Below are 26,257 nucleotides of genomic sequence, written 5' to 3' on the forward strand. Positions count from 1 at the left end.
CCTTAATGGCCAGAATGGGCGTCGTCAGGGGTTTCAGCGTGGCGCATGCGCTCCAGCGCACCGGTAATATTGGCCTCCGAGTCAATCAGGAACAGACCGCTGACGACGACTGACTCCCCCTCTTCCAGCCCGCTACCAATGCCGGACTGCTGCTGAGATTCATGCAGAACGTGGATCCTTTTCGGTACAAAATTCCCGTTAGCGTCAACGGTAATAACGCGCTGCTCTTTGCCGGTATCGATAACGGCCTGAGACGGAATCAGCAGCATTTCCTGACTTTGGGTATTCAGCTTCAGGTAGGCATTCATGCCCGGTTTCAGCAGCTCATCCTTGTTGGAGACCTGCAGGCGCACCTGCAGCGTACGGGTAGTTTGATCCACGCTCGGCAGAAGACTCCACTTTTCAACCGGGAAGGATTTATCCGGCCAGGCCGGTACCGAAACAGCAAACTGCGAGGTATCTTTCAGCAGATACGCAATCGATTCTGGGACCGCCGCGCCGATCCAGACCGGATCCATTCCCTGAATTTGCGCCACGACCTTATCTTTCGAAATATTCATCCCGGTGCGCAGGTCAAATGCCGTGATCACCCCGTCGATGGGCGCCCTGATGGTAAACCGGGTCTGGATAGTGCGGGTCGCACGCAGCCGCTGAATATCCTCATCCGGCATACCCGCCAGCCTAAGCCGTTCCAGAACCCCTTTAATCTGCGTGGGCGTTCCACCGGTGCCGGAGAGCAGCAGGAACTCGCTCTGCGCTTCGACCCAGTCCGGAATGGTAATATCAATCAGCGGCGTGCCTTTCTTCACCTTATCGCCGATCGTCAGCGGGTAGACTTTCTCAACGAACCCATCCGCACGCGCTTGCACAATGACAAACTGATAGTCGTTATAGCTGACGTTGGCCGGGATCGTCTGGGAATAATTCAGCGTTCCGCGCGTCACTTTTTGCGTTTTTAATCCTAAATTCTGGACCTGCGTCGGATCGATACGGATACCGCCACCGCTTTTATCGTCATTTTCGTCCGCATATTTCGGGACCAGATCCATATCCATAAACGGTGATTTACCGGGCTTGTCGAATTTCACGTCAGGCTTCATCGGGTCATACCAGAAAAGGACCTTTCTTTCCGCAACGCTATTTGCTGTTTTTTCAGATGAATAAAGTGTCTGCCATGCCGTCACGGATATCAGCCCTCCGGCAATAAGGCTGCTGACTATCATGGCAGCGTATTTTATTTTTAATGAGGCCATGCCGTTTCTCGCTATTTAATGCTCTTTAGTAAAGAGATATTGCCCTGCTGAACAAATGAAAAATCAACGTGACTGCCGACCTTTAAGGCGTTGATGCTCTCATCGGCCTCAATAAAGGTGAAACGCATGGTCATCGCGGGCCAGCCAATCGCCGGGATGGCCTCATGAGAAATCGTGACTTTTTTATTCGTGAGATCAATGTCTTTCACGATACCGGTCCCCGTAATAACCTGCTCAGCGGCCCCTTCACGGGCGGCGCTCATCGCCTCGTGCTGATGAACCTCAGCCTGAAGGCCGGCAGAAAACGTCACGGCGATTGCACCGAATACCACGGCTTTAAGTGAATTACGCATTTTAGTTTCCTCTTTAAGTACAGTTATTCGACCCAACCGCCGCCCAGGGCGGTGAAGAGCGTTATTTCATTAACCTGTCGGGCATAAATAAGGTCGAGAAGGGTCTGGCGGGTGGAGAAAAGAGAACGTTCCGCGTCCAGCACGTTGATATAACTGACCGCACCACTGGCATATAATCCTCTGGCACGCTGGAGCGTAATCTGGAGCGAATCAAGATAACGACGCTGAGCGTCAATTTGCTGGTTAATGCTGTCCCGCAGCGCGAGCGCATCGGCGACCTGTTTGAAGGCGGCCTGTATTTTTTGTTCGTAATTCACGACCGACTGCTGCTGACGAATTTCAGCCAGTTTCAGGTTGGCCTTATTCCTGCCCGCATTGAAAATGGGAATTTCGATTTTAGGAATAAAATTCCACATCCCACTGCCTGCTGTGAACAGGCTGGACAACTCCGTGCTGCCAGTTGAAAGCCCGCTGGTCAGGGAAATCGACGGGAAAAAGGCGGCACGCGCGGCGCCGATATTCGCATCGGCCGCGTTAAGCTGATACTCCGCCTCCATAATATCCGGGCGCTGCAGCAGTATCTCTGAGGAAAGATGAGGCGGGAGTTTTACCGGCGCAATATCGCTGGCGTTCATGCCACTGTCGCCCGGCAGCGCACGGTACGTCCCGAGGAGCAGCTGCAGGGCATGATTGGCCTGCGCCAGCTCCCCCTCACGTTTGGCAATCTCTGCCTGCGTGCTTTCGATCTGCCCCCGGGCCTGCTCCAGCGCGAGTACGTTAGTGCTGCCCGTCACCAGCTGTTGCTCAACGAATGCATAAGACTGCCGGTAATTTTCCAGCGTTTCCCGCGCGATACGCAGCTGTTTATACGCCAGCTGCTGGTTGAAATAGCTCTGCGACACGTTAGAGACGAGCAGGATGTGCACGGCGCGACGGGCCTCTTCCTGGGCATAATAGTTTTGTCGATCAGCCTCACTCATGTTCTTCAGCTTGCCGAAAAAGTCGAGTTCGTAACTGAGCGCAAGACCCGCGTCGTACTGCTGAGAAGCCGGTTTGTCACTTTTCAGTCCCCCGCTGTACGTGATACCTGCGGATCCATTCAGCTGCGGATAACGCTCCGCCTCCGTCACGTTGAACTGCGCACGCGCCTCTTCAACCTTCAGGACGGCCATTTTTATATCGCGATTATTGTTCAGGGCTTCCGTAATCAACCCGGCTACCTGCGGGTCGACAAAAAAGGTGCGCCAGCCGGTGTCCTGATACCCCGCCACCGCGGGCGTCAGGCCGTTGCGCGAAAGCGAAAAATGCTGGGGTACCGGTGACGCCGGGCGCTGATAGTCGGGAGCCAGCGAGACGCAGCCTGCCAGGATAAATACCGTACTGATGCTAAGTCGTTTTATCAGGAACATAACGGTTCAAATGAAGTCCAGAGTATTTTTAGGGCTACTCTACTGAACGCTTCCTGTTTGACGGGTGACGGGATAATGACAATGTTGTCATTTTTAACGTAAGTCATTGTGAACGGTGGCGGGCGCCATAGAATGTCATCAGCAGCCAGTCAGGGGAGCAAGATGAAAATACTGATCGTTGAAGACGAAATGAAAACCGGTGAGTACCTCAGCAAGGGACTCACTGAAGCGGGGTTTGTCGTGGACCACGCTGATAATGGCCTGAACGGTTACCATCTCGCCATGACCGCTGAATACGATCTGCTGATTCTCGACATCATGCTGCCCGATGTGAACGGCTGGGACATTGTCCGCATGCTCCGCTCTGCCGGCAAAGGGATGCCCATACTGCTTCTGACGGCTCTCGGTACGATTGAACACCGTGTTAAAGGGCTTGAGCTGGGTGCAGATGATTATCTGATCAAGCCATTCGCCTTTGCCGAGCTGCTTGCCCGGGTAAGGACGCTGTTAAGACGCGGAAATACGGTGATCGCAGAAAGCCAGCTTCAGGTAGCAGACCTGACGGTTGACCTCGTGTCGAGAAAGGTCAGCCGGGCCGGAAGTCGGATTGTGCTCACCAGCAAGGAGTTCAGCCTGCTGGAGTTTTTCATGCGCCATCAGGGGGAAGTGCTGCCCCGCTCCCTGATTGCCTCCCAGGTTTGGGACATGAACTTTGACAGCGACACGAACGCGATTGACGTGGCGGTAAAGCGGCTGCGCGCAAAGATCGATAACGACTTTGAACCGAAGCTGATCCAGACGGTGCGCGGCGTGGGCTATATGCTGGAGGTACCGGATGCGCGTTAAGCCCCTCCGACGCCCGTTCTCTCTTGCGCTGCGGCTGACCTTTTTTATCAGCCTCTCCACCATACTGGCCTTCTTCGCCTTTACCTGGTTCATGCTGCACTCCGTTGAGAAGCACTTTGCCGAGCAGGATATCAGCGACCTTCAGCAGATCAGCACCGCGATGCACCGCATACTGCACTCACCGGTAGATCCCGACCAAAAGAAAATCAGTAAGATCAAAGAGTCGATCGCCAGTTACCGCAACGTGGCCGTCCTGCTTCTGGATCCGCAGGGCAATACCCTGTTCAGCTCGACGCAAGGGGCGGCATTGCGCCCGGCAATGAAGACGGCGGACTTTAGCGAACACCGTCGTACACAGGATGTGTTTCTCTGGACGGTAGAAGACCCGGGCAACCCGATGCATGCCGGGTCCGACATGAAAATGGAAACGTACCGGATTATCGCCTCCTCAGGCACGGCGACGCTGCAGGGCAAAACCCAGGACTACGTCATGCTGATCGGGCTCTCCATTAATTTTCATCTCCACTATCTTGAGGCGCTGAAAAAAAACCTTCTGGCGATTGCCGCGGTTATCAGCCTGCTGATTATTCTTGTCATCCGCATTGCGGTGCGTCAGGGACATTTGCCCCTGCGTAACGTCAGCAACGCCATTAAAAACATCACCTCCGAAAACCTGGATGCACGACTGGAGCCGTCCCGCGTCCCCGTTGAGCTGGAACAGCTGGTCATCTCCTTCAACCAGATGATCGAGAAGATCGAAGATGTCTTTACCCGTCAGGCTAACTTTTCCGCCGATATCGCGCACGAAATCAGAACCCCTATCACCAACCTGGTGACGCAAACCGAAATCGCGCTGAGTCAGAACCGTTCTCCGAAGGAGCTGGAGGATGTGTTGTACTCCAGCCTTGAAGAGTACAACCGGATGACCCGCATGGTCAGCGACATGCTGTTCCTGGCACAGGCCGATAATAATCAGCTCATCCCGGATCGGGTGATGTTTGATTTAAGCGCCGAGGTCATGAAGGTGTTTGATTTCTTCGAAGCCTGGGCGGAAGAACGCCACATCGCGCTGACATTCAACGGGATGCCCTGCCTGATAGAAGGCGATCCGCAGATGTTCAGAAGGGCCATCAATAATCTGTTATCTAACGCCCTGCGCTATACGCCAGCGGGCAAAACGGTGACGGTCTCACTGCGAAAACAGGATAATGACGTTGAGCTGGTGACAGAAAACCCCGGCACGCCGATCCCGCAGGCGCATCTGCCGAAGCTGTTTGACCGTTTTTATCGCGTCGATCCGTCCAGGCAGCGTAAAGGCGAAGGCAGCGGCATTGGGCTTGCCATCGTGAAGTCCATCGTCACGGCACACCACGGAAAAGTCCGCGTGGAATCGGATGCGGTGTCGACGCGCTTCATCCTCACCGTGCCGGGGAAAGTGCTCTGAGCGTCAGCAAACCGCGCGGCACACTTCAAGGACCTTTTCCCTGAGCCAGCGATGCGCCGGGTCCCGTTCCATGCGCGGATGCCACATCTGGGATACCGTAATAGTGCGGGTCTTAAAGGGCAGTTCAAAGACGTGCACGCGCTCGGTCATCGCCTGATTGAGCAGGTATAACGCTGGCACCATGGCAATCAGATCGGAGGCCAGCGCCACGGATAACGCCGTCGGAAAGCCGGGCACCACGCTGGCGACCTTGCGCTTCATCCCGCGCTCCGCCAGCGCCTCATCAACAAACCCGTGCAGCGATCCGTCCGGTGAGGCCACCACATGCCCCCAGGCGACATAGTCACTCAGGCTGACCTCCGGCTGCTCTGACAGCGGATGCCCCTTGCGCACCGTGCCAACAAACCGATCCTGGAAAAGCCTTTGCAGCCGTATTTCTGGCCCCATGTTGCCCTGCACGCCAATCTCCAGATCGACAAGTCCCTCCCGCAAGTAGCGCGACGTTTTTTCCGGTTTCGGTGAGAAGCGGATGCACACCCCGGGCGCAACGCTCGCCACCGCAGCAATAAGCAGAGGCCCAAACGCCACCACAAAACCGTCGTTGGCCCGGATGGTGAACAGCCGTTCGAGGCTTTCCACCTTCAGCGCGTCGGTGGAGGGCTGCAGCACCGCCCTCGCCTCGTGCACGGCGCTTCTGGCGCGGTCCCGGGTGGCTTCGGCCCAGGGCGTCAGCACCATGTGACGACCGGCCCGCACCAGGATCGGATCGCCGGTCACCTCCCGCAGCCGGCTCAGGGTGCGGCTCATGGCGGAGGTGCTCAGGTTCAAACGTCGCGCCGCGCCCGCCACGCTGGCTTCTGCCAGCAAAACATCGAGCGCAACCAGAAGGTTAAAATCAGGGTCGGACACGTTGGCTCCTCAGATATGGCGTTACGTGCAATGATTAAGTGCAAATGCTGCGTCTTCCGCCCTGTATACCGCATGATTATAGTTTCGTCATCACGATTCTTATTCGGAGTAACGACGATGACGCTCTTTTCAAACCAGCCCGGCGATGAAGGTTTACCCGGACATGAACGCGCCAGGGTGATGGCCGCCGTTATGACCACCACGCTGATGGGCGTTTTTGACGGTACCATGATCAACATCGCGCTCCCCTCCATGGCAAGCGCGATGCAGGTCCCCGCGAACGTAGCGGTCTGGTTCGCCAACGGTTATCTGCTGTCAGCGGCGATGACGTTGGCCATCTTCGCGGCGCTGGCGGCCCGTGTGGGCTATCGCCCAATCTTTCTGGCCGGGCTTTCCACCTTTACGCTCACCTCGCTGGGCTGCGCGCTGGCAACAACACCGGAAATGTTAACCGGGATGCGAATTCTGCAGGGCATCGGCGGCGCGGCGACCCTGAGCATTGCCCCGGCGATCCTGCGCTCCGTTTTTCCGGGCCGACTGCTGGGCCGTATTCTCGGGCTGCACGCCCTGCTTATCGCCTCCAGCACGGCGATAGCCCCGGTACTCGGCGGAACAATACTGGACGCCCTGAGCTGGCAATGGCTGTTCGCCATTAACCTTATTCCGGGCAGCATCGCCCTGCTGCTGGCATGGCGGGCCTTGCCGCGGGAATCGGCCGTTGACCGCACTCCCTTTGACGCGCCGGGCGCCGTACTTTCCGCCGTCCTGTTAGGTTCGGCGATCATGATGGCCGACAGCCTTCAGCACGTGACGCAACACATTAACCGGCAGGCCGTCTGCTGGGGCGTTCTCGCGCTGGTCAGCGCCTTCGCCTTTACCTGGCGTATCCGGCGCGCGCAACATCCTTTACTGCCGCCGGTGATGTTCAAAAACGGGCGCTTCACCCTCGCCGCGCTGACCTCGCTGGCCTCGTTTGTGAGCCAGGGGATCACGTTTGTCGCGCTGCCGTTCCTGTTTCAGAGCGTGTATGGCTACAGCCCGGTGGTGTCGGCACTGCTGTTTACCCCGTGGCCGATTGGCATTGTGCTGATCGCGCCGCACGCGGGTCGCTGGGCGGATACGATCTCCGCGCCGCTGATCTCGACCCTCGGGCTTATCGTCTTTGTCGGTGGGTTGGTCCTGCTGGCCACGTTGCCGGAGAATCCTTCCGTGTGGAATATCTGCCTGCGCAGCCTGGTATGCGGTATTGGATTTGGCTGCTTCCAGAGCCCCAATAACCGGGAAATGCTCGCTAACGTCGCGCGGGAATATGCCAGCTATGCTTCCGGCGTGTTGTCGATTGTGAGGACATTCGGCCAGTGTCTCGGCGCCGCCGTGGTGGGCGTTCTGCTGGGAGCAGCGGCAGGATGGGACCATCAACATGCTATCCAGGTTGCACTGTGGCTAGCCGTCATCGCCTCGACGGGTTCGGTGGTATTTAGCCTGAGCAGGCTGCGCCCTGCGGTTCGGGCATCCGCGTAAATTGTTGCAGCGCCTCTCGGCGCTGCTAATCGCATTAAAAATCAAAGAAATGTAGGCTGCGCCCGGCTAGGCCTACAGGCAAGCGTTGCACAATGTAGGCCGGGTAAGCGCAGCGCCACCCGGCAAGAAAGACGGCGCGTTTGTTTACTCCAGCGCCAGCAGCGCAAAGCTCGCCAGCCAGTGCCCGCCGCTATAGTGGCTGCCGACCACATGCCCGACGCTTGCGGCCAGATGTTTCGTCACCGCCTCGCGCAATGCCGGTTGCGCCGGGTGGCTGGCTGGAAGCGCTTTCGCAATGTGCTTCATACACCACGCGCGGCTGAGGTTTAATCCGTCCAGATGGGCAATTTTCGGGTCGGTACGATCGCTCACTTCCGCCGGGTTCATCAGTGCCGTAACGGCGCCCACCTCCGGCAGAAACGCGTCAAACCAGGCCGGGAAGTCTTCAGCCACCTTGCTCATCAGCAGCGCCTCCGTCAGCGCGCCGGAAATATACTCGTCTCCGCCGGGCTCATAATGAGCCGGATAGCGCGTGTCGGCGAGATAAAACCGCTCCGCCGCTGCCACAATCGCCTGTTCAAGCGCCTTGTCTCCGACTGTACGACCGTAATCGAGCGCCAGCGCGAGGGCAAACGCGGTGTTGTAGTGCGTCCCGACGCGGATCGGATAGGTGAGCTTACCGAGGTAATCCACCAGTCGGTTGCGAATATCCTGGGTGAGCGGCGCCAGCGTCTGGTACCAGCCTGCGGCCTGCGGCAGCGACGACTGTTTCAGCTCCTGGGCCAGCGCCAGCAGCCAGCCGTAGCCATACGGTCGCTCAAACGAGGCGCGGAACGGCGCGGTAAAATAGGCCAACTCCTTCGCCACGTTCTCTTCGGTCATGTGCTCGTCAAAAAGCGCGACGATCGCGTCCCGACACGGTAATTCTGGATAGAGGCGCACGCAGCGCAGCAGCAGCCAGTAACCGTGCACCGCCGAGTGCCAGTCAAAACAGCCGTAGAAAATCGGGTGCAGTTCACGCGGCGGCAGAACGTCACCATCATCATTAAGCAGGTGCATGATGTGGTTCGGGTATTCCTGGCGCAAATAGGTCAAAGGCATGCGGGCAAACGCGTCGGCCTGATGTTGCGTTAATTCCATGACAGCTCCTTAGCGAAACACGAGGAAATACATTAAGAACACGTTCACCACCAGCAGGGTTAACGCGGTCGGGATCTGGATCTTGATCACCTGATATTTGTCTTTCAGCTCCAGCAGCGCGGCGGGAACGATATTGAAGTTCGCGGCCATCGGCGTCATCAGCGTGCCGCAGTAGCCCGCGTACATGCCAATCGCCAGCAGCGGCGCAGGGTTACCGTGATGCACGTTGATCAGAAACGGCAAGGCGATACCGGCACTTAACACCGGGAAGGCCGCAAAGGCATTACCCATAATCATGGTAAACAGCGCCATACCCACGCAGTAAATCACCACCAGCATAAAGCGGCTATGCGGGTTCACAAACAGGCTCACCACCTTCTGTACCGAGTCGCCCGTGTTGGCCACCACGAACACGCCGCCGAGCATGGCCAGCATCTGCGGCAGGATCACCGCCCAGCCGATGGTATCGACAAGACGACGGGACTGACGAACGGCATGCAGCGGTGTGCCTTTGGTCAGCCACCAGCCGGTGAGGATCGCCGCGACGCAGGCCACGCACAGCGCCGCCAGGGTGAGCTGCTTCTGATCGAGCAGAAACACGCCGCCGACCGAAACGCCCTTCAGGAATAACGTGCCCAGCACCGTCACCACCGGGATCATCAGCGCGGGCAGGAACAGCCAGTTTTTAAGCCGGGTTGACGACGCGACGCGCTCCTCCTCGGTCGACATTTTATAGTGCCCTTTCCCGACGAGGCCAAACCCCGCCAGCAGCGCGATGGCGATAACGCCGCCGCCGATAATCCGGTACGCCAGCGATTTGCCGAGCTCCTGAACCATCAGATCGCCAAACAGGAAGATCCCGCCAAACAAGAACCAGAACAGCGCGGTGGTAAAGCGCTTCGGATTGGCGCGATCGCGCAGGGTCATCACAACCAGCAGCATCACGACAAAGCCAATCAGGTAGTACACGCGGTTAATGGTGATAAGCGTCATCATTGCGCGGCCTCCTGCGTACCCTGCTCTGCACGCCAGGCCATCACGTCGCGACGGATACTTGCATCGAGGCGCAACAGGCGCGTCATATGAATAATCAATGCCGCAATGGCGGTGGGAATGGCCCACAGGCCGATATGCAGCGGTTCAATGCCCTGAATACCATTCTCTTTCAGGAACGCGTCGATCAGCAGCACCGCCCCAAAGGCAATAAAGATATCTTCCCCAAAGAAAACCGCGATGTTGTCGCACGCGGCGGCATGGGCTTTGATTTTGTCGCGAATGTGCTGCGGCAGCTCGCCATATTCGTTCAGCGCCGCCCCTTCGGCCATCGGCGCCAGCAGCGGGCGCACCGTCTGCGCGTGACCGCCCAGCGACATCAGGCCCAGCGCGGCGGTACCTTCACGGGCGACAAAATAGAGCATCAGAATACGCGCTGAGGTGGCGCTGGCGATCTTCGCCACCCAGGCCTGGGCGCGCTCTTTTAGCCCGTAATATTCCAGCAGACCAATCACCGGCAGGATCAGGATGAAAGTGGCCAGCGATCGGCTGTTGACGAACTTCTCGCCAAAGGTCTCCAGCAGCATGCCGAAATCCATCCCGACCAGCAGACCCGTCGCCAGCCCCGCCACCACGACCACCAGCAGCGGGTTGAAGCGCAGTGCAAAACCAATAACCACGATCGGTATCCCGATCAGCGGCAACAGCGTAGTACCGTCCATAACGTTTACCCTATCGAAAGTGAGCGTTGCGCGCCGACGGCTATTTTTTTAATTTGCGGCGAGCGATGTTGTGTTTTGTTGGCAGGCTTCGCAAAACCTGCGCTAAAAAGCTATATCTGAACCTCAAAAACATGTAAACAAATTATCAATAAAATGTTCTTATTTTATCGATGAGTTTACATTTCTGGCTAAGGAACGTTATGACCTCAGAAAAGAGTGCTTCACCCGATCGCGACGATATCAACGATGGCCGGATCGTCTCTTCCCGCCACCTGGTATCCGAGCGCTGCGCGGAGTTATCAGAGCTGGAATATGCGCTGATCATGACCAGCAACGCGTTCAACAAATGGATGGTGCGCTGCATGACGGCTGCCGGCGAGCCCGATATGGGCGCCTTTGACGTTTCGCTGCTGCATCACGTGAACCACCGCGACCGCAAGAAAAAGCTGGCCGATATCTGCTTCGTCCTCAACGTGGAAGATACCCACGTGGTGACCTATGCCCTGAAAAAGCTGGTCAAAGCAGGCTACGTGACGAGCGAGAAAGCGGGTAAAGAGCTTTTTTTCTCTACCACGGAGGAAGGGAAAGCGCTGTGCATGAAATACCGGGACGTGCGGGAAGCGTGTCTGATTGCGATCCACGCGGAGAGCGGCATTGCCGGGAAGTCGATTGGCGAGACCGCGCAGCTGTTACGCACGATCTCCTCCCTGTATGACACCGCCGCAAGGGCGGCGGCGTCACTGTAACTAAGGACGCCGGAACAGCGTAATGCTGCGCCCAGCCAGTTCGTACTCAATGGTTTCGGTGATCGCTGTCCCGGTGGCAGCGTCATCCGCCGTAGACAGCTCCAGCACCCATCCCCCTTCGCCAAATTGCGGGATCTGGAACGGCACGGTGCCTTCAAACGGGTTGAACAGCATCAGCACGTCGTGCCAGATACCGTCCTCCTGCCGCAGATCCGGTCTGCTGATGGAGACCCCAAGCGTCGAGCCTTCATCCCACTGCTCGGCCTGCTGTGGACCGCCTCCGGCATTGAACCAGCGGATCTCCAGCCCGTCGCGCCAGCTTTCACGGCGCAGCAGCGGCTGTTGCGCGCGAAGGACAATGAGACGACGGGTAAACTCGCGCAGCGCAGCGTCGTTTTCGGACAGCCCCTTCCAGTCGATCCACGAGATCTCACTGTCCTGGCAGTACCCATTGTTATTCCCCTTCTGCGTACGGCCAAACTCGTCCCCCGCCAGCAGCATCGGCGTGCCGTGGGAGAACAGCAGCGTGGTCAGGAAATTACGTTTCTGCCGTTCGCGGGTAGCAATAATATCCGGGTTCTCGGTTGGCCCTTCCTCGCCGTAGTTGTACGAGCGGTTATCGTTATGCCCGTCGTTATTGTCCTCACCGTTGTCGGCGTTGTGCTTTTCGTTGTACGACACCAGGTCATTCAGCGTAAAGCCGTCATGGGCGGTGATGAAATTGACGCTGGCCCACGGCCGGCGTCCGCGCAGATCGTACAGATCGCCGGAACCGAGAAGCCGCGCGGCAAAGTCCGTGGAGACGTTGTCCCCCTTCCAGTACTCGCGAACGGTGTCGCGGTATTTGTCGTTCCACTCCCCCCAGCCTGGCGGGAATCCGCCCACCTGATAGCCGCCGGGACCGATATCCCAGGGTTCACCAATCAGCTTCAGTCGGGATAAGACCGGATCCTGAGTCATGGCGTCAAAAAAACCGCCGCGCGGGTCAAACCCTTCGGGCTCGCGGCCCAGGATCGTCCCGAGGTCGAAACGAAAACCGTCAATGTGCATCGATTCCGCCCAGTAGCGCAGGGAATCCATCACCATCTGCAGCACGCGCGGATGCGAGGTGTTGACCGTATTTCCCGTCCCGGTGTCGTTGATGTAGTACCGGTGCTGGTCCGGGAGCGTGCGGTAATAGCTGTAGTTATCAATCCCCTTAAACGAGAGCGTCGGGCCAAGCTCGTTCCCTTCCGCCGTGTGGTTGTACACCACGTCCAGAATCACCTCAATGCCCGCGTCATGATAGGCGCGCACCATATCGCGAAAGCCCTGGATCCCCGCCGGACCGTAGTAGCGCGACGCAGGAGCAAAAAAGCCCAGCGTGTTATAGCCCCAGAAGTTCTTCAGGCCGCGGTCGAGCAGGTGCTGGTCATCCGGGAACCAGTGAACCGGCAGCAGCTCCACCGAGGTAATGCCCAGGCTTTTGATATAATCGACCGAGGCTTTATGCCCCATGCCTTCAAACGTGCCGCGTAGCTCGGGCGGTATGGCCGGGTTCATCTGGGTAAAGCCTTTCACGTGGCTCTCATAGACAACGGTATGCGGCCAGGGCACGTTCGGTCGGCTGTTGTCCTGCCAGTCAAAGGCATTCGGGTCGATGACCCTGCCTTTCGGCGTAAACGGCGCGCTGTCCCGCGTGTCAAAGCTCAAATCAAGCTCGTCATGCCCCAGCTCATAGCCGAAATGGGCATCGTTCCAGTCGATGTCACCCACCAGTTCGCGGGCGTAGGGATCGATAAGCAGCTTATGCGGGTTGAAGCGATGACCGTTTTCCGGGTCGTAGGGGCCGTAGACGCGATAGCCATACAGCGCCCCCGGCTTCAGGTCAGGCACATAGCCGTGCCAGACCTCATGGGTATACTCCGGCAGCTCCAGCCGGGCGATTTCCGTTTTCCCGGACGGGTCAAACAGACAGAGTTCCACCCGTTCAGCGTGAGCGGAGAACAGCGCGAAGTTAACGCCCTTCCCGTCATAATTCGCCCCCAACTGCTGGCCATGACCGGCCCGAATTTCAAACGATGTATCCTTTGCCATTTTCGTTCTCCACGATTATTCGCAGGTAAGCAGAACCAGTACACATCCCTTTTCTGACGTTAACGCCAGCGTTTCTTGCAGCATGCGGCTTTCGCCGCTGAACAGATCCCGATAGCGCTTCCCGGCCAGCTCGTCGGGTAACGCGACCGTGGTATTGACCCACAGCTGATGATTATCGGTGACGTCAAAAACCAGACGCGGCACGGCGACAATCAGCGCCTCGTCGTCCTTAACGCGCGCATAGACAATCAGGTTCTCCTCGCGCTCGCCGCTGACCTTTAGCGGTAGCCAGTCGCCGTAGCGGAAAAGCGCGTCGTAGTGCGGTCGAAGCCGCAGCAGCGTGGCGGTAACAAACTGCTTCACCCTGCCGTCCCGCCAGCATGCCGGGTTGTCAAACACCCCGGCATCCGCCGCGCTGAGGCTCTGCACCAGGGCCGGAAAGTCCGGCTCGCGTCGGTTATCCGGGTCGACAAGGCTGAAGTTAAGCGCCTCGCTGCCCTGATAAATATCCGGCACGCCGGGGGCCGTCAGCTTGATCACCGTCTGGCTGAGGCTGTTCATCAGCCCGGCGCGGATAAAGGGCTGCATCGCCTCGCTGAAATCGTGCAGGAACAGGCTATTGTCCGGTGAAAGCAGGTGCCGCGCGTAGCTCAACACCACGCTCTCATAGCTCTCGTTACTGTCAATCCAGTCGGTGCGCTGTTTCGCCTCGCGCAGCGCTTTTTCGAGGAAGCCGAGAAAACGTTCTTGCAGTGATGCCAGCCCGTCAGCGTCGTCCGGTGACAGCGTGGCGGGCCAGACGCCCGCGAGCGCCTGGTAGATCATCCACGTATCGGCGGCGTTTGGCGCGGTACCGTCATTGAGAAAACGCACCTGGGTCTGGTTCATCTGCCGCCAGCGGGCCAGATTTTCCCCCCAGCGTTCCGGGGCTTCCGTCAGGGTGTAGAGACGCGCCCGGGCATCTTCCCCGCGCTTGGTATCGTGCGTAGAGGTGCCCAGCAGCGCGTCGGGCTGACGGGCCAGACGAATGCGCATCTCCTGATGAAAGCGGGATAAGGAAAACGCGCGCGGGGTCGGGTCGGCACCGACTTCATTGAGCGCAAGCTCAAGGTTGTGGCGAAAGAAAAGCGTGTCTTCAACGGACTTCGCCATCAGCGGCCCGGTGAGCTGCTGGAAGCGGGTTCTGAACAGCGCGGCGCTCTCGCGGCAATCTTCCGGCAGGTCGCCGGTAAGAATGCGCACGATCAGGCTGAGCGCGGCTTCCGACGTCTCCACGCTGGCAACCACGCGGTTGAGCAGCGCCACGTCCGGCGGGGTTAACCCCTCGCGAGTGCCATAGGTGCGGTAGACCGGAAACGCAATAAGCAGTTCGCGCAGCGCGTGGCGGATTTCCTCGTGCGGCAGCGCAACCTCATTGCGGCGTGCCAGATCGGCAGCAAGGCTTAGCAGCGTGGTGAATTCACCCTCAAAATTACGATCGGCCATCAGGCCTTTGGCATCCCGCAGTTCCGCGTGGCGATCGACCGTGATGCCCAGCGTCTCGTCGTGAATTTTCTCAAGACGTCCCAGGCTATCGTCGTCGACCAGCACTTCCGCCAGCGAGGCGATAAACTCGTAGCCGGTGGTACCGGATACCGGCCAGTCAGCGGGGAGCTGTTCCCCTTTGGCGAGAATCTTTTCGACCGTAATGTAGCAGTCGGGCCCGGTGGCCTGCCGCAGGCGCTGCAGATAGCCCAGCGGATCCGCCAGGCCGTCGACATGGTCAATGCGCAGACCATCCACCACGCCCGCGTGGACCAGCTCAAGGATCAGCCGGTGCGTGTCGTCGAAGACTGCATCATCTTCAACCCGAACGCCGACCAGCCCGGTGATCTCAAAGAAGCGCCGCCACGAGAGCTGCTTCGGCGCCTCCCGCCAGGACATCAGCCGCCAGCTTTGCGCGTTGTGCAGTTCTGCAATGCTCTTCTCCTCGCTGTACGTGCCGGGGTTGAGCGGATACTCGGCGTCGTAGTAGACCAGCGCGGCCTTTTTCGTGACAGGGTCACGTTTTAGCGTGATAGCTCCCTTCTCCAGCTCCGCCTCAAAGGTGTCGCCAAGAAACGGCAGCGTTAGCGGTCGCGACCCGTCGATATCGAAGTAGCGGAAATAGTGGCTCTGCTGGCCATATTCAATCACATCCCGCCACCATGCGTTTTCCAGCGAGGTGGACATGTGGTTGGGGACAATGTCCAGAATCAACCCCATACCGGCCTGCTTAAGCGCGGCGGCCATACGGTCAAACCCGTCTCGCCCGCCGATGGCAGGGTCGATTTCATTCGGGTTGGTCACGTCATAGCCGTGGGTAGATCCCGTCGTGGCAGTGAATACGGGCGACGCGTAAAGGTGGCTAATGCCGAGGTCCTTCATATACGGCACCAGCGCCACAACGCGGTCGAAGGTCATGCCGTTACGGAACTGAATTCGGTACGTGGCGGAAGGGATCATAACGATGCTTCTCCATCAGCAAAGCGAACGACAATACCGTTCGGGGGTAAAACGTCAGTGACCTCCGGCGAGGCAAAACGCGTCTCCCCCGCCATAGCGGGCAGCGCGACGGGCTTAATGCCGATATTAAGCGCCAGTGAGAGCGTCCCCGACGGGAAGCGCCAGCACACCGCAACCATGCCGGGCGCGGTCTTGAGCACATGGCCCTCAACGGCCCCGCCCGGATGCAGAAGCGGAACGATATAGCGATGGCGCAGCGTCAACAGGTGGCGCGTGAAGCGTAGCCACGTTTTACCTTCGTCGGTGGCAATCTTATTCCAGTCGATCTTTGAGTGAACAAAGGTGTTCACGTCATTCGGATCCGGGACGGTTTCATCGTGCCCGGCATGGCCAGTAAACTCTTTCGCGCGCCCTTCCCGCACCGCCTTTGCCAGTTCGCCGTGAAAATCGGTAAAGAACAGGAACGGATGCGTTTCCCCAAACTCCTCGCCCATAAACAGCAGCGGGATATGGGGAGAGAGCAGCAGCGCGGCAAGCAGCACCCGCGTCTTGTCGGCACCCGCGAGGGAGATAAGCCGCTCGCCCTGGGCGCGATTGCCGGTCTGATCGTGGTTTTGAATAAAATCGACGAAGAACTGCGGCGGCTGCGTGCGGCACTCCACCCCTCGGGATTCTCCGGTTTGCAGAGACACCTCGCCCTGGTAGACAAACCCTTCCGCCAGCGCCCGGGCGAACTTTTTCTCCGGCTCAAAGGCAAAATCCTGGTAGTAGGCGTGCGTCTCACCGGTGGCAAATACGTGGGCGGCGTTGTGGAAGTCATCGTTCCACTCGCCGGTAAACAACGGCGCGTTGCCCTGTTCATCGCGCGGATGCAGGAAAATCACGTTGCGGCTGTCTTCCGTGGTCAGGTGAACGTGATGGTGCGGAATGGCCTCGCGAATTTTTGCGGCAATCTCCTCGAGAATATGCGTGTCCGAGCCGTCTTTAATCTGGTCAATGGCATCAAACCGCAGGCCGTCCAGCCGGTATTCCGTCAGCCAGTAGAGCGGCGCGTCGGTCATGTACTGTCTCACCGGCTCGCGCTCGTAGGCGATGCCGTTGCCCCACGGCGTCATCCGCTGAGCATCGAAAAACGCGGGTGACAGCAAAGGCAGATAGTTCCCCTCCGGGCCGAAGTGGTTGAGCACGATATCCAGCACCACGGAAAGCCCCAGCCCGTGCGCGGCGTCGATAAACGCGTGGAAATCCTCCGGCGTACCGTAGGCAGAGTGAGGGGCATACAGCAGCACGCCGTCGTACCCCCAGCCGCGAGAACCGCCAAACTGAGAGACGGGCATCACTTCAAGCTGGGTAATCCCGAGTTCTGCCAGATACGGCAGTTTGTCGATTGCCGCCCGGAAGGTGCCCTCCGGGGTAAAGGTGCCGATGTGCAGTTCGTAAATGATCGTCTCTTCCCACGGCCGCCCTGCCCAGTCGCGGTTGACCGGCTGGTAACGTCGGGGATCGATCACTACCGAGGGTCCGTTAACGTCGCCCTTTTGCGCCCGCGAGGCGGGATCGGGCACCGCCATGCCGTCCTGAAGAACAAACTGATATTCTGCACCGTGCGTGACGCCAGGGACGTCTGCCTGGAACCAGCCGTCGCCGGTTGCCGTCATCGGCACGTCGGTGGCGGCAAGACGTAGCGTAAGTTCTTTCTGTCCTTCTGCCCAGACGCGAAAACGTACAACGTCATCGGAAATAAACTCAGCACCCCACTGCTTTTGAAATGTCCTGAATTCCATTCATTGTCCTCGAATGACCCACATTTTACGCGGAACGAAGTACAAGCTTAGTTCAGGATTAAAAGTGCGTGAGCTCAGCGGATTTAACCGCTTCGTCTATTCTTTATGAAATAACTCACTATCGGGAATACTATGCAGATTCGAAAAGGATTAAATACGGACCTCGTCCGTCTTGAATGTTGTGACTTTTCTTTCACCATTAGCCACATTGCGCGAGAGCCCTTTATCCATTGTGATTTGCATATTGAAGCCGTCGCCGAGCCGTGGATAAAAACCTACGAACTCGACATTCAAACGCTTGAAAACCATTGCGTTAATCCGGACGCCATATTTCTTGTGGCGGAAACGGATGACGGTGAATTAGCCGGATTTATTACCGCGTCAATCGGCTGGAATAAGTTTATTTCAGTGGATTATATTGCCGTTGATCGCACCAGACGCAGAACCGGCGCCGCGCAAAAATTAATGGCCGCCGCCCACGTTTGGGCCCGCAGCGTAAACGCGCCGGGATTACGACTCGAAACACAAAATGTGAACGTCTCTGCCTGCCTGTTTTACCGTCACTACGGATTCACCCTGGGCGGATACGACCGTTATCTCTACAACGCCTTGCCGGAAAAAGACGAGGTCGCCCTGTTCTGGTATTACATGCTGGTCTAGCGATGCGGCCTTCATATTTCTGTCATTGAACTTCACTACTCTTTGCGGATTTTAAACAAGGCGTTGAGGAAAGAAGCGTGAATTTTATGGCGAAGGCATTACTGCTGGCATTACCTGTTTTAAGTACAGCGGCGACGGCCGCTGAGCGCGACCTGTGTGAACCGAAAGCGTACGAAATGGCGCTGCGCTATCAGCAGAAATCGGCAGAGATTATGGCCCTTCAGCTGCAAACCTATCGGTTTGCCACCGAGCGTTTCAACGAAAAGTTAAAGGATCTGAAAACGCCCGAAAACTACGCCGTGGTGATGGACCTCGACGAAACGGTGCTGGATAACACCCCTCTGCTGGTGCGCGACGCGGAGCTGTGTCACGACTATACACAATGGGACACCTGGAGCGACTGGGAGAAGCAGGGAAAACCCGGCTTAATCCCGGGTGCAAAAGCGTTTCTTGACCACGTGAATCAGAGCAAGGTCCGGATCTACTATGTCTCGGATCGTATGCAGGAAAATAAAGCCGACACGCTGAAGACGTTAAACGCTCTCGGCCTGCCGCAGGTGTCTGACGAAAGCGTGCTGCTGGATACGGTCAGCAAGGAAGAGCGCCGCCAGAACATCCTCAAAAAGCAGCAGATCGTGATGCTGTTCGGCGACAGCCTGCCGGACTTTGCCGTGCAGTTTAAAAACAAAAAGCCGAGCGAGCAGCAGCGTGAGCTGGTTGAAGCCAGCGCCGAACACTTCGGCAACGACTGGATTGTGCTGCCTAATGCCGCTTATGGCGCCTGGTCCAAAGCTTCCCTGGACAGCTGGAAACCATGAATCTTGCCAGGCGGCGCTGCGTTTACCTGACCTACGTCCTGAATGTAGGCCCGTGCAAGCGTAGCGCCGCCGGGCGATACTTACATTTTCTGGGATGCTAAATATTCATCAACATCTTTCACGCAGGCGTGGGCGTCGCTCTGAAGGCATTCGCGGTTTTATCCATCACGACCTGAGCGTCAGTACCGGAATCCAGTATGGTATTTTGCACCGATGCCGCTTCAATCTGGACGGTTGTTACCGTCAGCGCTTCAAGTCCATCGGTCGTCAGTAATGCATTCACTTGGGTTGAGAAACACGCGCTGGCGTCTGCCGCTGGCTCTACGGCAGACGTTTCGGTAGTGGCGACAATATGATTGTCAGAAATATAATTTCCTTTACCCGCTACCACTCGAATAATGACCGGGGTTACGCCCGGTGGGGTTATAAATTGCGTATCAATTGTCTCGGAAATATGGTTGGCAATGACGGAATTATTATCACCGCTGATATACAGCAGACCATATAAATCATCTAACCCATTATTGTAGCTCTGCATTGGCCCCCACGGTTCACGCTCGCGGAAGAAATGGTTTGACGATACCAGGTTTTCAGCGCTCTCTTCTTCAAGGACCAGCATGCCCGGGTAAAACGAATGGAATCGGTTGCTGCTGACTGAGGAGCGAACCACCCCGGAGAAATGGACGCTGCTTTTTCCGCGCGGAAAGATATTGTTAGCGGTAATCAACAGGCCACCGAAGTTTTCAGCGTAAATAGAGTAGCCTCTGTAGCCTGCACCAATCAGGTTATCGATGATTTTTGAAGCCTGCCCGGACCCACGTAGCTCAATGCAGTTACCACATTCAGCGATGAAGTTGTTATGGATAGCCAGGGCATCAGCATTATAAATGGTCACGCCGTGCTCAAGATAAACCATACCCATACCGCTGATGCGGAAGGAGTCTTGCGCGCTGGCTATGTAAATGCCGGTCTTGCCGTTAAGGTAGCTGTTCTCCGGGTCATTGCTTCCAGAACCGTCGTCAACAAAGTGCAGTCCGTCGATGCAAAAATCAGCAAACTCAACCGAGCTTATCCGCGGGTCACCGCTGCGCGCTATATAGAATGCGGCTCCAGTAGATTCCTCGCCTCCCGCTTCGGGTGACATATCCACCAGGACACGGCTGCCACCTGGCCATAATTCATGCCAGTTTGTCCAGTCACTTTCTGGGGTATTAAAGCGAATACTTGAAGACGTAAAACCATGCCCGGACCCCATGATTTTTAGATAACTAATATCAATGACAACCTGTGTCAGAAGATGATAATCGCCTGGTGGAATATAAATCACCGCGCCGGGTTTACCGCCTTCATTCACATCGGTATTTGTTTGCCGACGCTTAATATCTGCGATAATACTATTAATCACTTCACCAATATCATCATATGGATTACCTGTACTCCACTCTGTGACATCGTAATAATTATTACTGGGCATGTGTAAAATCCTTATAGTCAATTAACATTAAACAAATTTATTACTACGCGTAAGTAGGGTTTGTTTCTAGTTCACGCTTAGCGAGCTCGACTTTTATTTTCTCGAGGAACGTATTATTCAGCTTGAAGTAACGCACTATCCACGCGCTAAAGAAATAGCTCACCATCGGCAATAACGAAAACATCATAATAATGCCCTGGAGGGTCTGCGGATTTTGTTGAGCCTGATTCGCAACATAACCGGTCCAGGACAGTATCCACGCGACAATAGCCCCGGCGACAGCCAGTCCCATTTTCAGCATGAAAAGATTCCCGGCAAAAGAAATACCGGTCAGACGTTTACCAAACTTCCAGTCGCCATAATCGTCGACGTCGGACATCATGGCCCACAGAATTGGACCAGACTGAATCAGGTGCAGAATATTTATGACAATAAAAAGCGTCAGTAGCGGCGTCAATGAATGCGGATCGATAAACCACAGGGCAAAGGAAAGTATGCCGAGAATAATATTAATAATGCGAAAGAGTTTAACTTTATCAAAACGATCGGTCAGCGGTTTAGCGATGACGCTACCCAGCATATTGCAGGCCACACCGAGAGCCATAAAGAAGGTGATAAATCCTACGGAGGCCTGCATCACATAGGTGGCGTAATAGATGGTGACTGCCCCGCGAATGAATGCTGGAAAAACGTTCAGAAAGGTAATGGAGATCATCAACAGCCATTGGTCATTTTTAATGATGTCGTTGAGATCCTTTCTTAAGGAGTCATTGGTCTTAATCGAGACCACTCGCTCTTTAATACTGGAAAAACAGAACAAGAACATTAATGTGGCGACTCCCCCCATGATCATCATGGTCAGTTGAAAGCCAGATGCCCTATTCCCGTCACCCAGCCAGTCGGTTAACGGCAAAATAGAAGAAGATACAATCAGCGTTGCGAGGCCATTGAGGAAGAAGCGCCATGAGAGACAGCCAAGACGCTCTTTCTGATTAAGCGTAATAACGCCCGCAACCGAGCAGTACGGGATATTTATAGCTGTATAAATCAACGACATGATCAGATAGGTAACCCATGCATAAATGATTTTCCCGTTCATGCTCAGGTCCGGCGTGGTGAACATCAATACCGCGCCCAGACCAAACGGTACGGCCATCCATAACAACCACGGCCGGAACTTACCCCAGCGGGTTCGGGTACGGTCACAAATTGCGCCCATAACGGGGTCGCTGAAGGCGTCAAAAACACGGATTACCAGAAAAAGGGTACCAACAATACCGGCGTCAAGGCCATACACGTCGGTATAAAACCAGGTCAGATATAGCGCCAGCACGCTCCAGATCATACATGACCCAGCATCGCCCATACCGTAGCCGATCTTTTCTTTCAGACTCAATTTTTCATAAGCGCTGTGTTTATCTGCGGCTGTCATATATATCCTTAAATATTGATAATAAATACAAAGCAAGGTTTATCATCCGAAGTCAGGGAGACATTCCCTCTTCGAGTTGCATGTGATTAATAAATACTTAAAGCGTAGTGATATTAAGGGTAATGCTGCTCTCACGAATAATCAGGCGAGAGTCGATTTCAACCATTTCGATACTTTCCTGCTTGTTATTATTGACCATCTGAAATGCCAGATGCGCAATTTCATTTATCGGCTGTGCGACGCTGGTAATTTTCTTGGTCTGCGCCAGCAGTGTATTATCGAAACTAACGACGGCAATGTCCTGTGGGATGCATAAACCCTTGACATTTAACCCATCAATAATATAGCTGGCAGCGACGTCGTTATAGATCATCAGGCCCGTACATATCGCTCTTCGTCTGGCTAAATTCTCTATAATATCGTCAAGGATACTGATATGACCTGATATTTTTTCACCCTCGCCTTTTGCTATCCAGAATTGGTTCTGTGGATTATGTGCTATGCCGTGTCCGGTGATTTTTTTACTCCAGGCGGATACTTTTCGATTGTCTACGCCCTCCTGTGCAATAAAACCTAACGCGGTATGTCCGGTCTGGATAAAATGTTCCGCAATTTTTTCCGCACCTTTGCTCTGATCAATCGACACCGAGTTAAAAAAACGGGAAACCTGCGTCACCACGGCAACCGGAATGTGTGTTGCTGTAAGCCACTCCGCCAGTTCAGCTTCCGCTTCCGTCGGCACCCACAGCAGGCTGTCAATACCCATCCCGATCAGGGTGTGAACGATCTGTTTATCCTGCTGCGGCTGGTTCTGATGCGTTTTAACGATCACCGTTTTGCCAATGTAACGGGCTTCTTCCTCAAACGTCGCCAGCAGTTCACAGAAATGTGGGTTGACCAGATTCGGCAGCACGACGGCTATCAGGCCTGAGCATTTACCGCTCAGTTGAATCGCGCTTTTATTGGGTACATAACACAGGTAATCCATCGCATCACGTACCGCCCGACGCGTTTCGGGTACCACGCTGGGGTGATTGTTCAGCACCCGCGATACGGTAGCTGTTGATACTCCAGCTTTTTTTGCGACGTCTTTAATGGAAGCCATAATGATGAAATGTACCCTCTACACAATGACGTCACTATAAAGTGTGATAGAGGTCAAAAATGTAAGCCAGTTCACATGTTGTTTCGTTACATGAATTCCGGTTCACGCTCTCATTTTTCCATTCGCGTTGCGAAACGTTAGCCGCCGTTTTCCCACTGGACCTATCCAACCCATTTATAGGTCCTATCATTTCTGGGCAGGTTCTTATAATTTTACGGAGCAGTAAGATGAGCACTTTCAAAGGAGACTCGTATGCTTACCGTGAAAAAACTTGCTCTTTCCACACTGATTTCCAGTTCACTGCTTTTCTACCCTGCGCTCCAGGCCTCGGCAGAAACGCCGCAGCACGTCGTTAAACAACCGGCGGGCGGTTACAGCGTGCAGGTCGGCGACGTGCTTGTCACCTCGTTTACCGACGGGACCGTCGCGCAGGATCTGCACAAGCTGCTGCGCCGGACAACGCCGCAAAACATTGATGCGCTGCTCGCAAAAAACTTTCAGACCAACCCGGCTGAGGTCTCCATCAACGCTTTTCTGATTGCGATACCCGGACATAAAATCCTGGTGGATACCGGCTCGGGCCAGCTCTTTGGTCCTGATACCGGCGGACGTCTGGTTGAAAGCCTCGCTACGCAGGGGATAAAACCCGAGGACATCACTGAAGTCCTGCTGACTCACGCTCACTCCGATCATGCCGGTGGTCTGGTGAAAGATGGCAAGGTGGTGTTCAGCAACGCGCGCGTTTTCGTTGGCAAACCGGATATCGACTTTTTCTTTAACGACGACAATCAGAAGAAAACCGGCTACGGCAAGAACTACTTTGACGTCGCGCAGAAGACCTTAAAACCCTATCTTGATGCGGGGAAAGTGGTGCCGTTTAGCGGTACATCGGAGATTCTCCCGGGTCTGACCGGCACGGTTCATCCCGGCCATACGCCGGGTTCAGCCTTCTACACGCTAACGAGTAAAGGCGAGAAGATCACCTTTGTCGGCGACATCATTCATGCCGCGGCGGTTCAGTTCCCGCAGCCTGCGGTGACCATCACCTACGATGAAGATCAGAACAAAGCGGCAAGCGTACGCGAGCATGCGTTCGCTGACTTTGTGAAAAACAAGGACCTGGTTGCCGCCCCGCACCTGCCTTTCCCGGGCATCGGCTATGTGACGAAAGGTGAGAAAGGCGGTTATGCCTGGGTCCCTGTCACCTATACCAACCGGGACGCCAGCGGCGCGAAATAGAGCGATGACGATGGACATAGCCCTGCTCCTGACGCTGGACGCCCTGCTTCAGGACAGGAACATCACCCATGCGGCCGCTCGGCTGGGCATCAGCCAACCCGCGCTGTCTGCCCGTCTCGCCCGTCTGCGCACGCTGTTTGGCGAACCGCTGTTCATTCCCTCCCCGCATGGACGCGGGGTGCTTCCCACGCCGCGAGCGGAAGCGCTCAGGCCGCAGGTGGCGAACGTACTGCGCGGCATCAGCGCGATGTTTGCCCCCACGGCATTTGATGCGCAAACCAGCAGCCGCACCTTTGTTATCGCGCTGCATGAGAACCCGGCGCTGATGCTCGGCACCGGGCTGCTTAACCAGGTGGGAACCGACGCCCCCGGCATCCGCCTGCGCTTCGCCCTGCCGGAGATGACTGACCTGCCGCAGCAGCTCGAAAACGGGGATGTGGACATCTACATCGGCGTGAGCGCGGGCGCCCATGACGGCTGGGTGAGGCGCAAACTCCTCGACGACGCGTTTGCCACCGCCCAGCGTAAAGGCCATCCGCGCGGAACAGGTCCGTTAGATCTGGAAAGCTACTGCGCGCTTTCCCATCTGGTGGTGTCGTCGGCGGGAGATCCGTTTACCGGCTTTGTCGACCAAACTCTTGCCGGGCTGGGCTATCAGCGACACGTCGCCATGTCCACCCAGAGCTACGCCATGGCGCCGCCGCTGGTTGCCGGTACCGACCTGGTCTGTACCCTGCCGGAACGGATGCTGCGACGGTTCGCCAGCACGCTGGATATTTTTCCACCGCCGCTGCCGCTCCAGCCGATTACCATCAACATGTACTGGCACCCTAAAAACAGCCAGGATCCGGCGAATGCCTGGCTGCGCGAGCAGCTCCTGCGGGCCGCCGGACGTCAGGTGTGATCGAGGGTAACCAGAAACTTTTTAAGCACTTCTGAGCGTATAATCCGGTGGCAAACCAGGGTGAGTTCGCTCTCCCGCAGCCGGTCGAGGATGTCCACGTAGACGACGTTCTCGACGCTCACCGCCTTTGCCGACGCGGGCAGCAGCGCCAGACCAAACCCTGCCGATACCAGGCTTATCACCGTGGGCACGTCAGTCGCGTTTTGCACCACGTCCGGCTGAAAGCCCGCCCCGCTGCAGGCGTCATAGAAATACTGCTCCAGCCCCATTCCCTCCGGGTCGCGCAGGGAGATCCATTTTTCGTCTTTCACCGACGAGAGCGTCAGCGCGGCGGACGCGGCCAGCGGATGCTGACGATAGAGCGCCAGCACCGTTTTCTCCGAGGCGAACGGCCGGCTTTGCAGATCGTCCGGCAGAGACGGCAGTGGCGCGCGGATGATGGCCACATCCAGCTGGTTGCTCTGCACGGCAGCGTAGAGCGTCTGTACGTTTCCCGTCATCAGCGACATGGTAATGGCCGGCCAGCGGCTATGCATCTGGCGCAGCGCGGCGGATAGCCTGCCGTCGAACATCGCGCTCGACACGCACCCGAGGTTTAACACGCCCTGCTCGCCCCTTGCCGTCTGTCTGGCGTCCAGCACTGCCTGCTCGGTTAACGAGATGGCAAGCCTGGCTTTTACCAGGAACGCTTCGCCCGCGGGCGTCAGGGTTAAGCGGCGATTCGCACGGCTGAAAAGCGTGACGCCTAAACGTTCTTCCAGCGCCTTTATCTGCTGGCTCAGCGCCGGTTGCGCCATGTTCAGACGCTCGGCGGCCCGGTGCATATGGAGTTCTTCGGCCACGACGATGAAGTGGCGCATCTGACGAAACTGCACGAGACGCCTCCTTATATTGATATGAATTTACTTATCAATTTAACAGTAATGATGCAATTGATGCTATTGG

Annotated in this window: 22 protein-coding genes; 8 read left to right on the forward strand and 14 right to left on the reverse strand. The window is 56.4% G+C overall.

All coding sequences use genetic code 11. From position 1 onward, the window contains the following. Positions 1 to 2 precede the first annotated feature (2 nt). Genes ABFV38_RS11265 through ABFV38_RS11275 form a run of 3 tightly spaced genes read right to left on the reverse strand, consistent with a single transcriptional unit; the run spans position 3 to position 3,015 of the window. Entirely contained in the window at positions 3 to 1,253 is a 1,251-nt protein-coding gene (locus ABFV38_RS11265; protein ID WP_348957254.1) for an efflux RND transporter periplasmic adaptor subunit, read from the reverse strand. A gap of 11 nt (positions 1,254 to 1,264) precedes the next feature. Then, positions 1,265 to 1,606, reverse strand: coding sequence for a cation efflux system protein CusF (cusF, locus tag ABFV38_RS11270; protein ID WP_045910573.1), 342 nt, complete (start codon positions 1,604 to 1,606; stop codon positions 1,265 to 1,267). Positions 1,607 to 1,629: 23 nt separating this feature from the next. Continuing rightward, the gene (locus tag ABFV38_RS11275) at positions 1,630 to 3,015 is read right to left on the reverse strand and encodes an efflux transporter outer membrane subunit (protein WP_348957255.1); all 1,386 of its coding nucleotides are present in this window, start codon (positions 3,013 to 3,015) and stop codon (positions 1,630 to 1,632) included. A 162-nt stretch (positions 3,016 to 3,177) separates the two neighbouring features. On the opposite strand from ABFV38_RS11275, the gene ABFV38_RS11280 reads away from it, so the two are divergent. Both ABFV38_RS11280 and ABFV38_RS11285 read left to right on the forward strand, forming a co-directional pair. Next, positions 3,178 to 3,861, forward strand: coding sequence for a copper/silver response regulator transcription factor (locus ABFV38_RS11280; RefSeq protein WP_045910575.1), 684 nt, complete (start codon positions 3,178 to 3,180; stop codon positions 3,859 to 3,861). Then, the gene (locus ABFV38_RS11285; RefSeq protein ID WP_348957256.1) at positions 3,851 to 5,305 is read left to right on the forward strand and encodes a Cu(+)/Ag(+) sensor histidine kinase; all 1,455 of its coding nucleotides are present in this window, start codon (positions 3,851 to 3,853) and stop codon (positions 5,303 to 5,305) included. Before ABFV38_RS11280 ends, ABFV38_RS11285 begins: the two co-directional genes overlap by 11 nt. A gap of 3 nt (positions 5,306 to 5,308) precedes the next feature. On the opposite strand, the gene ABFV38_RS11290 is transcribed toward ABFV38_RS11285, so the two are convergent. Continuing rightward, complete coding sequence (locus tag ABFV38_RS11290) at positions 5,309 to 6,214, reverse strand: LysR family transcriptional regulator (protein ID WP_063621652.1); 906 nt, start codon at positions 6,212 to 6,214, stop codon at positions 5,309 to 5,311. A 117-nt stretch (positions 6,215 to 6,331) separates the two neighbouring features. On the opposite strand from ABFV38_RS11290, the gene ABFV38_RS11295 reads away from it, so the two are divergent. After that, entirely contained in the window at positions 6,332 to 7,735 is a 1,404-nt protein-coding gene (locus tag ABFV38_RS11295; RefSeq protein WP_348957257.1) for an MFS transporter, read from the forward strand. A gap of 144 nt (positions 7,736 to 7,879) precedes the next feature. On the opposite strand, the gene ABFV38_RS11300 is transcribed toward ABFV38_RS11295, so the two are convergent. From ABFV38_RS11300 to ABFV38_RS11310, 3 genes are read right to left on the reverse strand one after another with little or no spacing between them, the layout of a single operon-like run. Continuing rightward, positions 7,880 to 8,875 carry a DUF2891 domain-containing protein gene (locus tag ABFV38_RS11300; RefSeq protein WP_348957258.1) on the reverse strand — a complete coding sequence of 332 codons (996 nt, stop codon included), beginning with the start codon at positions 8,873 to 8,875 and terminating at the stop codon, positions 7,880 to 7,882. A 9-nt stretch (positions 8,876 to 8,884) separates the two neighbouring features. Then, positions 8,885 to 9,871 (reverse strand): DUF979 domain-containing protein, encoded by a 987-nt coding sequence (locus tag ABFV38_RS11305; RefSeq protein ID WP_348957259.1) that lies wholly within the window; start codon positions 9,869 to 9,871, stop codon positions 8,885 to 8,887. Then, positions 9,868 to 10,590, reverse strand: a complete 723-nt coding sequence (locus ABFV38_RS11310; RefSeq protein ID WP_008501655.1) for a DUF969 domain-containing protein — start codon at positions 10,588 to 10,590, stop codon at positions 9,868 to 9,870. Before ABFV38_RS11310 ends, ABFV38_RS11305 begins: the two co-directional genes overlap by 4 nt. A gap of 200 nt (positions 10,591 to 10,790) precedes the next feature. Between ABFV38_RS11310 and ABFV38_RS11315 the strand changes: the two genes are divergently transcribed. Continuing rightward, positions 10,791 to 11,336 carry a winged helix DNA-binding protein gene (locus ABFV38_RS11315; RefSeq protein WP_024908533.1) on the forward strand — a complete coding sequence of 182 codons (546 nt, stop codon included), beginning with the start codon at positions 10,791 to 10,793 and terminating at the stop codon, positions 11,334 to 11,336. On the opposite strand, the gene glgX is transcribed toward ABFV38_RS11315, so the two are convergent. The 3 genes from glgX to treZ are packed head-to-tail and all read right to left on the reverse strand — an operon-like array spanning position 11,337 to position 17,680. After that, on the reverse strand, positions 11,337 to 13,412 hold the full coding sequence (gene glgX / locus ABFV38_RS11320) for a glycogen debranching protein GlgX (protein WP_348957260.1): 2,076 nt from the start codon (positions 13,410 to 13,412) through the stop codon (positions 11,337 to 11,339). A gap of 15 nt (positions 13,413 to 13,427) precedes the next feature. Continuing rightward, on the reverse strand, positions 13,428 to 15,896 hold the full coding sequence (gene treY / locus ABFV38_RS11325) for a malto-oligosyltrehalose synthase (RefSeq protein ID WP_348957261.1): 2,469 nt from the start codon (positions 15,894 to 15,896) through the stop codon (positions 13,428 to 13,430). After that, positions 15,893 to 17,680, reverse strand: a complete 1,788-nt coding sequence (treZ, locus tag ABFV38_RS11330; RefSeq protein WP_348957262.1) for a malto-oligosyltrehalose trehalohydrolase — start codon at positions 17,678 to 17,680, stop codon at positions 15,893 to 15,895. The genes treY and treZ overlap by 4 nt, the downstream gene beginning before the upstream one ends. Before the next feature lie 132 nt (positions 17,681 to 17,812). Here treZ and ABFV38_RS11335 point away from each other — a divergent pair, with 132 nt between their 5' ends. After that, the gene (locus ABFV38_RS11335; RefSeq protein WP_045910584.1) at positions 17,813 to 18,340 is read left to right on the forward strand and encodes a GNAT family N-acetyltransferase; all 528 of its coding nucleotides are present in this window, start codon (positions 17,813 to 17,815) and stop codon (positions 18,338 to 18,340) included. A 77-nt stretch (positions 18,341 to 18,417) separates the two neighbouring features. Next, positions 18,418 to 19,158, forward strand: a complete 741-nt coding sequence (locus ABFV38_RS11340; protein WP_348957263.1) for a 5'-nucleotidase, lipoprotein e(P4) family — start codon at positions 18,418 to 18,420, stop codon at positions 19,156 to 19,158. Between the two features lie 118 nt (positions 19,159 to 19,276). On the opposite strand, the gene ABFV38_RS11345 is transcribed toward ABFV38_RS11340, so the two are convergent. The 3 genes from ABFV38_RS11345 to ABFV38_RS11355 form a co-directional block, all read right to left on the reverse strand. Beyond that, positions 19,277 to 20,632, reverse strand: a complete 1,356-nt coding sequence (locus tag ABFV38_RS11345; RefSeq protein ID WP_348957264.1) for a NosD domain-containing protein — start codon at positions 20,630 to 20,632, stop codon at positions 19,277 to 19,279. 43 nt (positions 20,633 to 20,675) lie between these two features. Further along, complete coding sequence (locus tag ABFV38_RS11350; RefSeq protein WP_348959420.1) at positions 20,676 to 22,070, reverse strand: MFS transporter; 1,395 nt, start codon at positions 22,068 to 22,070, stop codon at positions 20,676 to 20,678. Positions 22,071 to 22,161: 91 nt separating this feature from the next. Further along, entirely contained in the window at positions 22,162 to 23,169 is a 1,008-nt protein-coding gene (locus tag ABFV38_RS11355; RefSeq protein ID WP_348957265.1) for a LacI family DNA-binding transcriptional regulator, read from the reverse strand. Positions 23,170 to 23,421: 252 nt separating this feature from the next. Between ABFV38_RS11355 and ABFV38_RS11360 the strand changes: the two genes are divergently transcribed. Then, complete coding sequence (locus tag ABFV38_RS11360) at positions 23,422 to 24,408, forward strand: MBL fold metallo-hydrolase (RefSeq protein ID WP_048223266.1); 987 nt, start codon at positions 23,422 to 23,424, stop codon at positions 24,406 to 24,408. A gap of 4 nt (positions 24,409 to 24,412) precedes the next feature. Continuing rightward, positions 24,413 to 25,312 carry a LysR family transcriptional regulator gene (locus ABFV38_RS11365; RefSeq protein ID WP_348957266.1) on the forward strand — a complete coding sequence of 300 codons (900 nt, stop codon included), beginning with the start codon at positions 24,413 to 24,415 and terminating at the stop codon, positions 25,310 to 25,312. Here the strand turns inward: ABFV38_RS11365 and ABFV38_RS11370 are convergent. Continuing rightward, positions 25,303 to 26,187: a LysR substrate-binding domain-containing protein gene (locus ABFV38_RS11370; RefSeq protein ID WP_348957267.1), complete on the reverse strand. Its 885-nt coding sequence runs from the start codon at positions 26,185 to 26,187 to the stop codon at positions 25,303 to 25,305. The two genes, ABFV38_RS11365 and ABFV38_RS11370, sit on opposite strands and share 10 nt — an antisense overlap. Between the last annotated feature and the right edge of the window lie 70 nt (positions 26,188 to 26,257).

The sequence above is a fragment of the Enterobacter cloacae complex sp. Mu1197 genome (assembly GCF_040059225.1).
GTDB lineage: Bacteria > Pseudomonadota > Gammaproteobacteria > Enterobacterales > Enterobacteriaceae > Enterobacter > Enterobacter quasiroggenkampii.